This window comes from Streptomyces sp. NBC_00012 (assembly GCF_045040875.1).
Classification (GTDB): Bacteria; Actinomycetota; Actinomycetes; order Streptomycetales; family Streptomycetaceae; genus Streptomyces.
The window spans coordinates 8,309,784-8,322,016 of record NZ_CP108309.1; the positions used below are offsets into that span (position 1 = coordinate 8,309,784).

General features: G+C 71.0%; 9 protein-coding genes. 4 read left to right on the forward strand and 5 right to left on the reverse strand.

Translation table 11 applies throughout. The features are described from left to right. Positions 1 to 25 precede the first annotated feature (25 nt). The 3 genes from OHA19_RS37435 to OHA19_RS37445 are packed head-to-tail and all read right to left on the reverse strand — an operon-like array spanning position 26 to position 3,304. A complete protein-coding gene (locus OHA19_RS37435; RefSeq protein WP_405708625.1) occupies positions 26 to 505 on the reverse strand; it encodes a diadenosine tetraphosphate hydrolase in 480 nt (159 codons plus the stop codon). A gap of 38 nt (positions 506 to 543) precedes the next feature. Continuing rightward, entirely contained in the window at positions 544 to 1,422 is an 879-nt protein-coding gene (locus tag OHA19_RS37440; protein ID WP_405708623.1) for a phosphotransferase, read from the reverse strand. 31 nt (positions 1,423 to 1,453) lie between these two features. Continuing rightward, the gene (locus OHA19_RS37445; RefSeq protein ID WP_405708620.1) at positions 1,454 to 3,304 is read right to left on the reverse strand and encodes a serine hydrolase; all 1,851 of its coding nucleotides are present in this window, start codon (positions 3,302 to 3,304) and stop codon (positions 1,454 to 1,456) included. A gap of 182 nt (positions 3,305 to 3,486) precedes the next feature. Here OHA19_RS37445 and OHA19_RS37450 point away from each other — a divergent pair, with 182 nt between their 5' ends. The 3 genes from OHA19_RS37450 to OHA19_RS37460 are packed head-to-tail and all read left to right on the forward strand — an operon-like array spanning position 3,487 to position 7,310. Further along, positions 3,487 to 4,596: an NAD(P)H-dependent flavin oxidoreductase gene (locus OHA19_RS37450; protein WP_405753095.1), complete on the forward strand. Its 1,110-nt coding sequence runs from the start codon at positions 3,487 to 3,489 to the stop codon at positions 4,594 to 4,596. Further along, positions 4,593 to 6,143: an acyl-CoA synthetase gene (locus OHA19_RS37455; RefSeq protein WP_405708615.1), complete on the forward strand. Its 1,551-nt coding sequence runs from the start codon at positions 4,593 to 4,595 to the stop codon at positions 6,141 to 6,143. Before OHA19_RS37450 ends, OHA19_RS37455 begins: the two co-directional genes overlap by 4 nt. A gap of 60 nt (positions 6,144 to 6,203) precedes the next feature. Continuing rightward, the gene (locus OHA19_RS37460; RefSeq protein ID WP_405708612.1) at positions 6,204 to 7,310 is read left to right on the forward strand and encodes a calcium:proton antiporter; all 1,107 of its coding nucleotides are present in this window, start codon (positions 6,204 to 6,206) and stop codon (positions 7,308 to 7,310) included. Between the two features lie 41 nt (positions 7,311 to 7,351). Here the strand turns inward: OHA19_RS37460 and OHA19_RS37465 are convergent, their stop codons facing one another. Then, on the reverse strand, positions 7,352 to 9,769 hold the full coding sequence (locus OHA19_RS37465; RefSeq protein ID WP_405708609.1) for a penicillin acylase family protein: 2,418 nt from the start codon (positions 9,767 to 9,769) through the stop codon (positions 7,352 to 7,354). Between the two features lie 150 nt (positions 9,770 to 9,919). Between OHA19_RS37465 and OHA19_RS37470 the strand changes: the two genes are divergently transcribed. Further along, the gene (locus tag OHA19_RS37470) at positions 9,920 to 11,419 is read left to right on the forward strand and encodes an acyl-CoA synthetase (protein ID WP_405708606.1); all 1,500 of its coding nucleotides are present in this window, start codon (positions 9,920 to 9,922) and stop codon (positions 11,417 to 11,419) included. 96 nt (positions 11,420 to 11,515) lie between these two features. Here the strand turns inward: OHA19_RS37470 and OHA19_RS37475 are convergent, their stop codons facing one another. Further along, positions 11,516 to 11,980, reverse strand: coding sequence for a hypothetical protein (locus OHA19_RS37475; RefSeq protein WP_405708604.1), 465 nt, complete (start codon positions 11,978 to 11,980; stop codon positions 11,516 to 11,518). Positions 11,981 to 12,233 lie beyond the last annotated feature (253 nt).

Genomic DNA, 12,233 nt, shown 5'->3' on the forward strand with positions numbered 1-12,233 from the left:
CTGCCAGTGGCGCGGAGCCGGGCCGTCAGCTCACCGTCGGCGCTCCGTCCAGCTCCTCGCCGATCGCCGTTCGCAGCGCGTCGTGCTGCGGGCCGAGCGCGAAGCGTCTGCTGCTCCACCTGTCCTGGGGGTACAGCCAGACGGGCATGCGCACCAGATCGTCCGGCTCCCACTCGTAGCGGGGCCACACGTGGGCGTGCAGGAAGCCGTCGGTGTTGCCGAGGATCTCCAGGTTCACCCGGCGGAACGCGGGGTCCGCACGGCGGCAGGCCCGTTCGACGGCTTCGCCGAGCCGGTCCATGTCGGACAGGAAGGCCAGCCGCCTGGTTCTTGGGAGTTCGGACAGGCGCTCCACCCCTGGTTCGTCGACCAGGAGCACCGAGTAGCCCGGGAGGAACTGCACGTCTCCGATCGCGGCGAATCCCGCACTCAGGCGGCGCATGACGGTCGGGTTCTCGCCCCGCAGGGCACTGCCTGTCCGGTCGTTCTGCCAGTCGGTGATCATCACGGGAATCTACAGCGCGTCCTGCCCAACCGGGTCCGTCAAAGGCGCTGTTCGGCCAGATCCAGCCAGTGCTCGACCTCGCCCGGGGCGAAGTGCCGGATCGCCCAGTCGGTCATGCGCAGACTCATATGGGCCCAGCAGGGGCGCAGGATGTCTTCGGGCAGGGCGTCCAGGATGTCGTCGAGGCGACGGACGACGCCCGGCGGCTGCTCCTTCGCGTGCAGTCCGAAGCGCAGGGTGACCAGGTCGAACCGGTGGTCTCCGCGTCCGGCGCCGTCCCAGTCGATGACCCCCGTGACCGTGCCGTCCACGGCGAGCAGGTTGCCGTGGTGGAAGTCCATGTGCACGACGTCGTGTCCCGCTAGCCGGCGAGGGTGACCGGCGCCGACCGACCTGATCCGCCGCTCCAGGGCGGCGCCGCGCGGGCCGTGCCGACGCAGCGGTTCGTGGAGGCAGTGGCCGGGGCCGTCGTCGAGCAGATACAGGTTCATCGACGGGACCTGCGGGTGCTCGGTCAGCAGCCCCGCCTGCTGCGCGTTGAGGGCGAGTGCCCGGTCCAGCCCGTGGTGGTCCAGGAACTCCACCGGTGTGCCCGGCAGAAGTTCCTGGACCAGGACCACCGCACCGTCCACCTGGAGCGCCAGCTCCGTCGCGGGGCAGGGATACCCGTGAGCGCCCAGCACCTCGCACACCGCCAGTGGACCCGCTCGCAGCTCCTCGATCCGGGCGCCCGGCCGCGACTTGAGGACCGAACGGCGGCCGTCGGGCCACCGCACGTACGCGGCACCGACCTCACCGCCCGGACAGGGTCCCTCCACCACCAGCCGCACACCGGTCAGGGCGTGCACGGCTGCTGCCGTCCGGTCGGCGTCCAGGCGCTCGGCGCGCACCCAGTGCTGTGGTGCTGATGTGTTCATCGGGACATTGTCCGGTGCGGCCCGGCGCGGCTCAGTCCGCCGACACCGTCCAGCCCAGCGCCTCGATGCGCGCGGCGTCGCCGGGCCGGCTCTCGTCGAAGAGCGTCCGGTTGCCGTCCTCGACCCGGAGGGCGTCCACATACGCCCCGCGTCCGACGTACAGCTGGTCGGTCGTGTACCGCCACCTCAGCCGGACCTCCTTGCCGCGCCAGGCGGCGAGGTCCGCGTCGAGGCGGTGCCATACCCGGCCGGACCAGCCGGAGACCGCGCCGGTGGGATGCGGCTCGGGTTCGGGGCGGGGTTTCTCCGAGGCCGGGACGGTGGTGAACGGGACCGGCTCCCAGGTCGCCCCGGCGTCCGCCGACGCCTCCAGGAAGAGGAAGTCGGAACCGGGCTCGGTGTCCCACCACAGGGCCGAGCTCAGCCGGGCCTGCGAGGAGGCGACCCGCAGCGGCGGCAGTGTGAGCGTGGCCGAGGCGGCGCTCGCCATTCCGGAGAACCACGCCGTACGGCCACGGGCGGGACGGACCGCGACGGCGCGCGCCATCTGATTGGCCGCGGCGACGCGCGGTGCGCTTCCGGAGCGCCAACTGCGTACCGGGTGAACCGAGTTGCCGAGGACGATCAGGAACGAGTCGGTCGTCGGGTCCAGTACGAGACTGGTACCGGTGAAGCCGGTGTGGCCCGCGGTGCGCGGGGTGGCCATCGCCCCCATGTACCAGTGCTGGTAGAGCTCGAAACCGAGACCGTGCGCGTCGCCGGGGAACGCGGTGTTGAAATCAGTGAACAGCAGGTCGACCGATTCGGCGGAGAGGATCCGTGCGCGTCCGTACACCCCGCCGTTGAGCAGCGTGCGGGCGAGGATCGCCAGGTCCCAGGCGCAGGAGAAGACTCCGGCATGGCCCGCGACCCCGTCCAGGCTGTACGCGTTCTCGTCGTGCACCTCGCCCCAGACCAGTCCGCGGTCCAGGCCGGACCAGGGCAGCCTGGCGTCCTCGGTCGCGGCGATCTTCGGCTTCCAGGAGGCTGGTGGGTTGTACCGGGTGCGGTGCATCCCGAGCGGGGCGGTGATCTGCTCACGGAGCAGCACGTCCTGCGTGTGGCCGGTGATCTTCTCCAGGACCAGTTGCAGCGAGATCAGGTTCAGGTCGGAGTAGAGGTACACCGTGCCGGGCGGGTTGGCGGGCACCTCGTCCCACAGCAGTCGCAGCTTCCCCTCCCGCGTCGGCGCCTTGTACAGCGGGATCCAGGCACGGAAGCCGGAGGTGTGCGTGAGCAGTTGACGGATCGTGATGTCCTGCTTGCCGCCGCCCGCGAAATCGGGCAGGTACGAGGCGACCTTCGCCTCCAGGGCCAGCGTCCCGCGCTCGATCTGCTGCACTGCCAGGATCGAGGTGAACAGCTTCGACACCGAAGCCAGGTCGAAGACGGTGTCCTCGGCCATGGGGATCTGCTGATCGGGCGGGAACTCCACCCCGGTGTCGGACTTCTCGTCGTACGCCGCATAGCGCACGGCCTTGCCGATCGGCCGGTGCAGGGCCACCGTGCCGCCCCGCCCGGCGAGCAGTACCGCCCCCGCGTACCAGGGGTGCTTCGGGGAGGCGGCGAGGAACTTCTCCGCGTCGGCGACCAGTTGGTCCAGGGGTTCCCGAAGCAGCCCGGCGCGCTCGGCCGGACCGCGCCGCAGTGTCGGCCTGCCGTGCCCCGGCGCTGTGCTCCCGGCGACCCCTGTGCGCATACCCGACGACCCCGCCCCCGACTCCATGGCCGACGCCCGCTCCGCGAACGGAATCGGCGCCAGGGCGAGTGCCCCGCCCAGGGCCAGCATCCCACTGCCCAGCCTCCGTCGGCTGATCCCTCTGTCCGCCGCGTCCTCGGTCATCCGGAACCCCTTCTCACTGCGCGAAAGTAACTTTCGAAAATTCGTCCGACAATGAAACTTCCTGCCGCCGCAGAGATTACTGTCACCCCCGCCGCCACGGATGCCCCCTGCGTCACAAAGAATCTGACACTGCATCAGAAAATCTCTTCCCTCGGGTGACCGGCTGCGGCATCCTGCGCCCCATGGAGACGGAGCTGAGCAAGAAACTGGGAGTCGAGCACGCCATCTTCGGCTTCACGCCGTTCCCCGAGGTGGCCGCGGCCATCACCCGGGCCGGCGGATTCGGCGTACTCGGCGCGGTCCGCTACACCGCCCCCGACGACCTCGCACGCGACCTCGACTGGATGCAGGAACACACCGACGGCAAGCCGTACGGCCTCGATGTCGTCATGCCCGCGAAGAAGGTGGAGGGGGTTACCGAGGCGGATGTCGAGGCGATGATCCCGGCCGGCCACCGGCAGTTCGTCCAGGACACCCTCGCCAAGCACGTTGTCCCCGAACTCCCCGAGGGCGAAGTGTCCGGCTGGCGCATCACCGGCTGGATGGAGGAGGTCGCCCGCAACCAGCTCGACGTCGCCTTCGACTACCCCATCCGGCTCCTCGCCAATGCCCTCGGCTCCCCGCCCCCCGACGTCGTCCAGCGCGCCCACGACCGTGGCGTACTCGTCGCCGCCCTCGCCGGGAGCGCCAAACACGCACGCCACCACGCCGACGCGGGCATCGACATCGTCGTCGCCCAGGGGTACGAGGCGGGCGGCCACACCGGCGAGATCGCCTCCATGGTCCTGGTCCCGGACGTGGTCGACGCCGTCGGACCGCTGCCCGTCCTCGCCGCCGGCGGGATCGGCAGTGGCGAGCAGGTCGCCGCCGGACTGGCCCTCGGCGCCCAGGGCGTCTGGCTCGGCTCCCTCTGGCTGACCACCGAGGAGGCCGACCTCCACTCCCGCGCCCTGACCCGAAAGCTCCTCGCCGCCGGCTCCGGCGACACGGTCCGCTCCCGCGCGCTCACCGGCAAGCCTGCCCGCCAGCTCCGTACCGAATGGACCGACGCCTGGGACGACCCGTCCGGGCCCGGCGCTCTGCCCATGCCGCTCCAGGGGCTGCTGGTGGCCGAGGCGGTCTCGCGCATCCAGAAGTACGAGACCGGCGCGCTGCTCGGCACCCCCGTCGGCCAGATCGTCGGCCGGATGAACAGCGAACGCAGTGTGCAGGCCGTCTTCGACGACCTGACCCGCGGCTTCGAGCGGGCCGTGGACCGGATCAACCGCATCGCCGGACGGAGCGCCTCATGAGGCAGCTGCCCAACGGCTTCTGGGCCCAGGCCACCGCCGACCCCGACCGCACGGTCCTGACCGCACCCGACGGCGAGAATTGGACGGCAGGCCGGCTGCACGCCGCCGCCAACCGCCTCGTCCACGGACTGCGCGCGGCCGGGCTGCGGCGCGGCGACGCGTTCGCGGTGGTGCTGCCCAACGGCGTCGAGTTCTTCACCGCCTACCTCGCCGCCTCGCAGGCCGGCCTCTACCTCGTACCGGTCAACCACCACTTCGTCGGCCCCGAGATCGCCTGGATCGTCGCCGACTCCGGCTCCAAGGTGCTCATCGCCCACGAGCGGTTCGCGCAGGCCGCGACCGAGGCCGCCGACGAGGCGGAACTGCCGGCGAGCCACCGCTTCGCCGTGGGCACGGTCGACGGCTTCCGCCCGTACGCCGAACTGCTCGAAGGACAGCCCGACGACGCCCCGCAGGAGCGCACCCTGGGCTGGGTCATGAACTACACGTCGGGCACCACGGGCCGCCCGCGCGGCATCCGCCGTCCGCTCTCCGGCAAGCTCCCCGAGGAGAGCCACCTCGGCGGTTTCCTCGGCATCTTCGGCATCAAACCGTTCGACGGCAACGTCCACCTGGTCTGCTCGCCGCTCTACCACACCGCCGTGCTGCAGTTCGCGGGCGCGTCCCTGCACATCGGACACCCGCTGGTCCTGATGGACCGGTGGACGCCCGAGGAGATGCTGCGGCTCGTCGACACCCACCGCTGCACCCACACGCACATGGTCCCGACTCAGTTCCACCGCCTGCTCGCCCTCCCCGACGAGGTGAAACGGCGCTACGACGTCACGGCCATGCGGCACGCCATCCACGGTGCCGCGCCCTGCCCCGACCATGTGAAGCGCGCCATGATCGACTGGTGGGGGAGGTGTGTCGAGGAGTACTACGCGGCCAGTGAGGGCGGTGGCGCCTTCGCCACCGCCGAGGACTGGCTGAAGAAACCGGGCACGGTCGGCAAAGCCTGGCCGATCAGCGAACTCGCCGTCTTCGACGACGACGGCAAGCGGCTGCCGCCCGGCGAGCTCGGCACCGTCTACCTGAAGATGAACACCGGCGGCTTCAGCTACCACAAGGACGAGACAAAGACGCGGAAGAACCGCATCGGCGACTTCTTCACCGTCGGCGACCTCGGCATCCTGGACGAGGACGGCTATCTCTTCCTCCGCGACCGCAAGATCGACATGATCATCTCCGGCGGGGTCAACATCTACCCCGCCGAGATCGAGGGTGCGCTCCTCGGCCATCCCGCGGTCGCCGACGTGGCCGTCTTCGGCATCCCGCATCCCGACTGGGGCGAGGAGGTCAAGGCGGTGATCGAACCGGCCGAGGGGCACGAGGCGGGGGAGGAGCTCGCCGCCGCGATCCTGCGCCACTGCGAACAGCAACTCGCCGGATACAAGCGCCCCAGAAGCATCGACTTCATCGACGTGATGCCCCGCGACCCCAACGGCAAGCTCTACAAGCGGCGGCTGCGCGACCCGTACTGGGAAGGCCACTCACGGGCCCTGTGAGCCGCCGTCCGGCCGCCGTCCGACGAGCGCCCGCGCAACCGCTCTGGCAGGGTGTGGCCCATGAACGCGCTCGCGACGATCCGGACACTGGCGACCCGGTGGACGGTGGTCGTGCCGGTCGTCGCCGCGCTCGCCCTGGTCTTCAGCTGGGGCCGGGAGCTGCCGGCGTTCGCCGTCGCCGTGGTCGCGCTCTGTCTCGCGGGCGCCGTCCTGGCCGCCGTGCACCACGCCGAGGTCATCGCGCACCGGGTCGGCGAACCGTTCGGCTCGCTCGTCCTGGCCGTCGCCGTCACCGTGATCGAAGTGGCCCTCATCGTCACGCTGATGGTGGACGGCGGCCCCAAGACTTCCGCGCTCGCCCGCGACACCGTCTTCGCCGCCGTGATGATCACCTGCAACGGCATCGTCGGCCTGTCGCTGCTCGTCGGTGCCGTCCGTTCCCGTGTCGCCGTCTTCAACGCCGAAGGCTCCGGGGCCGCCCTCGCGACCGTCGCCACACTCGCCACGCTCAGCCTGGTGCTGCCGACGTTCACCGTCGGCAAACCGGGCCCCGAGTTCTCCACCGCCCAGCTGACCTTCGCCGCCGTCGCCTCACTCTTCCTGTACGGGCTGTTCGTCGCGGTGCAGACGGTGCGGCACCGCGAATACTTCCTGCCGCTCACACCCGAGGGCGCGCTCAAGCCGGACGAGCAGCACACGCTGCTGCCCGGCCGGGGCGCCACCGCGCTGAGCGTGGTGATGCTGCTGATCGCCCTGGTCGCGGTCGTCGGTGACGCCAAGTCCGTCTCGCCGACCATCGAGTCGGGGGTGGAGGCGGCCGGGATGCCCCAGGCGGTGGTCGGTGTCGTCATCGCGCTGCTGGTGCTGCTGCCGGAGACCCTGGCGGCGGTACGGGCCGCCCGCCGCGAACGCGTACAGACCAGCCTCAATCTCGCCCTCGGCTCGGCGATGGCGAGCATCGGGCTGACCATCCCGGCCATCGCCCTCGCCTCGATCTGGCTCGACGGACCGCTCCATCTCGGCCTCGGCGCCACCCATATGGTGCTGCTCGCCCTCACCGTGGTGGTCGGCGCGCTGACCGTCGTACCGGGACGGGCCACCCTGCTCCAGGGCGGTGTCCATCTGTCGGTCTTCGCCGCGTTCGTCTTCCTCGCGATCAGCCCCTGACCGCGTACCGGGCGTACCGGGGCCGACCGCATCACGAGGAACTACCGGCGTTCGTGGACCCGCACGACCCGCAGCGCGGGCGAGCGCAGGATGTCCTTCTCGCAGAACCGGGACGTCACCCACCGCTCACCCGAGTACAGCCCGGTCTGGTCGCTGTAGTGCGCCGAGCCAGGGTCGGAGGACTGCGAGTACGTGAGCAGGGTGCGCGCCACCGGGCACTTGCTGCCGTCCCAGCCGACCGCCTGGATGTAGCTGGAACCGGCCGACACCTCCCGGTAGCCGCCGGCCGCCGCGTCCCACACCGGCTCCGTCTTGTTCCAGATGCCGAGCGATTCCGTACCGCCGCCGATCGGGATGCGCTTCCCGTTCCGTTCCACCCACTGGTGAAGGCCCAGCGGGGCGTCCAGCGCGATCCCGGCCGCCCGCAGTTCGGCCACCGTGTCGGCGAGAGCCCTGGCGACGCCGGGTGCCGAGGTGTTCAGCGTGTTCGGCGTACCGACCGGATCGGCGGGGGAGAAGGGCACCTTCCACAGCTCGGTCTGCGGGACCGAGGCCGTCGCCCTGCGCCAGATCCGGTCGAAGAGCAGCGCGCCCCGGCTGCCGGTGTCGACCTTCCGGTCCCAACGACGCAGCACCTCGCACGCCGCCGACACGTCGACCGCCTTGCCGTCGCTGCCGACCGCGGAGCCGCCGGGCAGTGCCGCGCACGCCGCCGCAAGATCCCCGGCGACCAGATCACCGGCCGGTGCCCGGTTCGCGAACTGCTGACCCTGCAGATCGGCCACGGTCAGCCGGCCCTTCGCCGCCATCGCGGAAACGTCCTCGACCGCGCCCCGGGTCCGCATCGAGCGGGGCGTGCCGACCGTGCCGAACACCCGCTCGTACCCGGTCAGCGGCGCATCCGCGTTGGTCAGCCAGGCACTGTCGTTGGAGTTCTCCACGTACGGGGCGTCCTTCACCGTGGGCATCCGGCCCGGCCCGAAGATCCCCGGCTGCACGGCGTCCGGGTCCGACCCGAGCGCGCAGTCGCTCCTGGAGCCGTCCAGCACCGCCAGCCCGGATGACGGATACGTCGCCTTGCCCAGCGCCGTGGAACACCGCCCCGCGAGCTCGTCCGTGATCCTCGGCAGCACCTGCGACTGCGAGAAGAACGAATGCCCGGACGAATCGGCGGCGATGGTGTTCACCCACGGCAGCCCCTGGGTACGGCGCAGCGCCGCCTGGATGTCCGCGGTGCTGTGTGCCCGGCTGAAACCGAGACCGGCGTCCGAGAAACGGAGATTCACGGCATTGGGGTCATTGAGCGCGTACGCGGTCGTCCCCGTCCAGGGCAGCGGCAGCCCGGCACCGAGCGAGGTGATGACCGGCCCGTACCGGGTCGACCACTGGGTGCGGGTCACCGCACCGCCGTCCTTCACCGCGACCGAGACCGTGCGCTTCGTCATCCGCTCGGGCTTGCCGTCCACCAGGTACACGGTCGGATCGGCCGGATCGAGGGTGAGCTGATGGAGGTTGACCGGGACACCGGTGGCGACGGTGTGGCTCCACGCGATGTTCGCGTTGTGCCCGATCGAGACGATCGGCGCGCCGAGCAGCGAACCGCCCGCCACGTTCAGCTCGCCGGGAATCGTCTGCTGGGACTGCCAGAACCGCCGTCCGCCCTGCCACGGGTAGTGCGGATTGCCCAGCAGCAGGCCCCGCCCGTTCGCCGTCGTGTCGCCGCGGAACGCGACCGCGTTGGAGCCCATGTCCGCGTTCTGCGTCGACAGCAGCCGCCGGGCCGCGTCGGCCGCGTCGCCCGGCGACGGGACCGGGGGCGTCCCCGCCGCCCCGGTCGGCGGCTGAGCACTCGTGATGCCGTCGATGCCGCGCCCCTGACCGCCGAGCACCGAGAGCGCGTAGCCGCGCGCCACCACGTCCAGCGTCGTCACCGGCCGCACCCAGTCGGCGCCCCGGCAGGCCGGGTCGTTGGTCCGGTTCTGCGCCAGCCAGGCGTTGTAACCGGCCGCCCAGCCGCGCTCCAGCTCCCTGACATCACGGCTCTGACCCGCCGGAGCCGGCTGCTTCAGCAGCTTCTCCAGAGTGCGGGCCTCGCGGATCCGGCGGAAGTACAGATCGCTGGAGAGGTTCTTCGTCGCGGCGGACAGCGATCCGTCCGGAGCCGCGTCCGGCCCGAAGTACCGGGACCGTTCGCCGCGCAGTGTCACGAAGCCGTCGGCGAGGGTGCACACCTGGTCGGCGGCCTGGGCCCAGCCGTTGCCGAAGCCCAGGTTCGCGTAGTCCTTCGCCACGATGTGCGGAATGCCGTACTCGGTGTACCGGATCGTGGCGGACAGCCCGCCGCCCGACGGACGCTGGGAGCGCGGGCCGTCGGCCGCGGCGGGCGGCAACGACGCCGAAACGGTGAACAGCGCGAGGCCGGATATCGCAAGAAGTCTCAGACGGTTGCGGAGAGGCAACGGTCCTCCCAACTGTGCGGGTGCGAAAGGCGGTTGCCCGAGGGTTCGAGCCGCCACGCGCAACTCAGCCAGCACCTGCGCACCCCTGTCAACATCCCCACCGCTATCCGGACCCTTGACCCCCGGGTTCCGGCCGCACAGGATCACGCCATGACAGGTGTACGGAGCAGCACAGTCGACGGAGTCCTGGCACGGAGCGCCCGGCGCACCCCGGAGCGCACCGCACTGCGGTACGCGGACAGGTCATGGACGTACGCGGAGCTCGACGCGGCCGTCGGTACCGCCGCAGCCGTCCTCGCCGGCGAGCACGGACTGCGCCCCGGTGACCGGGTCGCCTGTTACGCGCACAACTCCGACGCGTATCTGATCGGCTACCTCGGCTGCGCCCGCGCGGGCCTGGTCCACGTACCGGTCAACCAGAACCTCACCGGCGACGACCTCCTGTACATCCTCGAACAGTCCGGCAGCGCCCTCGTCCTCGCCGACCCGGACCTCGCCGGCCGGATTCCGGCCGCGTTCCCCGTACGCCCGCTGCGCGACGCACCGGACTCCCTGCTGGCGGCGACCGCGACCCCGCGCCCCTTCGTCCCGGAACGTGAACCGGCCGCGGGAGACCTCGTCCAGCTGCTCTACACATCGGGCACCACCGCGCTGCCCAAGGGCGCGATGATGACCCACGGCGCACTCGTGCACGAGTACGTCAGCGCCATCACGGCGCTCGACCTGCGGCCCACCGACCGGCCCGTCCACTCGCTGCCGCTCTACCACTCCGCGCAGATGCATGTCTTCCTGCTGCCCTACCTCGCGGTCGGAGCGCAGAACACCATCCTCGACGCACCCGACGCGGACCGGATCTTCGACCTCGTCGAGACGGGGCAGGCCGACAGCGTCTTCGCCCCGCCGACCGTCTGGATCGGCATCTCCCGGCACCCCGGCTTCGCCACCCGCGAACTCGGCGGCCTGCGCAAGGCGTACTACGGCGCGTCGATCATGCCCGTACCCGTACTGGAACGGCTCCGCGAACGGCTGCCCGCGCTCGCCTTCTACAACTGCTTCGGGCAGAGCGAGATCGGCCCGCTCGCCACCGTCCTCGGACCGGACGAGCACGAGGGCCGGATGGACTCCTGCGGCAGGCCCGTCCTCTTCGTCGAGGCCCGGGTCGTCGACGAGGACGGCAAGGAGGTCCCCGACGGCACGGCCGGCGAAGTGGTCTACCGGTCACCCCAGTTGTGCGAGGGCTACTGGGACAAGCCCGAGGAGACCGCCGAAGCCTTCCGTGACGGCTGGTTCCACTCCGGCGACCTCGCGGTGCGCGACGCCGAGGGCTTCCTCACCGTCGTCGACCGGGTGAAGGACGTCATCAACTCCGGCGGCGTCCTCGTCGCCTCCCGGCAGGTCGAGGACGCCCTGTACACCCACCCCGCCGTCGCCGAGGCCGCGGTCGTCGGACTGCCCGACGAGCGCTGGATCGAGGCCGTCACCGCCGTCGTGGTGCTGCGCGGCGACGCGACGGCGGACGAACTCATCGACCACGCCCGTGAGCGGCTCGCCCACTTCAAGGCTCCGAAGAGGATCCTCTTCGTGGACGAACTGCCGCGCAACGCCAGCGGGAAGATCCTCAAGCGGGAGCTGCGCGACCGGTTCGCGTAGGACGCGAACCCGCCTTCGCCCCTGTCCCCTCGCAGAAGGGGACAGGGGTGAAGGCGGGCGTGCGGAGAACCGCTCCGCACGCCCGGATCTCCTGCTTCAGCAGGTGCTCGAACGCACACTGTTGACAATGGCGAACCCGTTGTTGGCGACCTTGACCCAGAGGGTCGACTTCCCCCTCCGGTCGTACGTCCTCGGGAAGTCCCAACCCGCGTCGACCTCGAAGTACACCTTGTAGCAGAATCCAGCGTCGACCTGGAAGACGTCCCAGTCCTTGGTGCCGGCGGTTCGATCACCGGGGTAGAGGTAGTCCCTCTTCTGCGTGCCGCAGGTCGGCCGGGTGGTTGTGGAGGCGCCGTTGCCGTCGCCCGACCTGCACCAGGTCTTCAGGGCGTAGAAGCCGGTCCCACTGTTGTTCCAGGTCTGCGAGCAGAGGCCGGGAGTGCAGGAGCCGCCCGCGCTGGCTGTGGGCGCGGGACCTGCCAGCGTCGCAGCGGTCGCGATCGCCACCAGGACCGCCGCGGTCCTGGCCCGCTTGGCCGCGGAAAGCCTTGAAATACCCATGTCTTCCCCCTTGATGCGTGGTTCACCGGCCCCTGACGAGCCGGACAGGCCCACCGTAGGGGCGTGGGGAGAGGGCGCCCCAGGAGTTTCGGCTGGGGCCGAAAGCAGCCGTGAGGGCCCCGAGCCTGCTGCGGGAACACCCGTGTGCCGGGGCGGCGGCTCAGTCACCGACGCCCGTACCCGGAGACCACCCGTACCCGGAACCACCACGCCCTCGCCGGGCACCGCCGTCCGCCCGTCCCACCCCATCGCG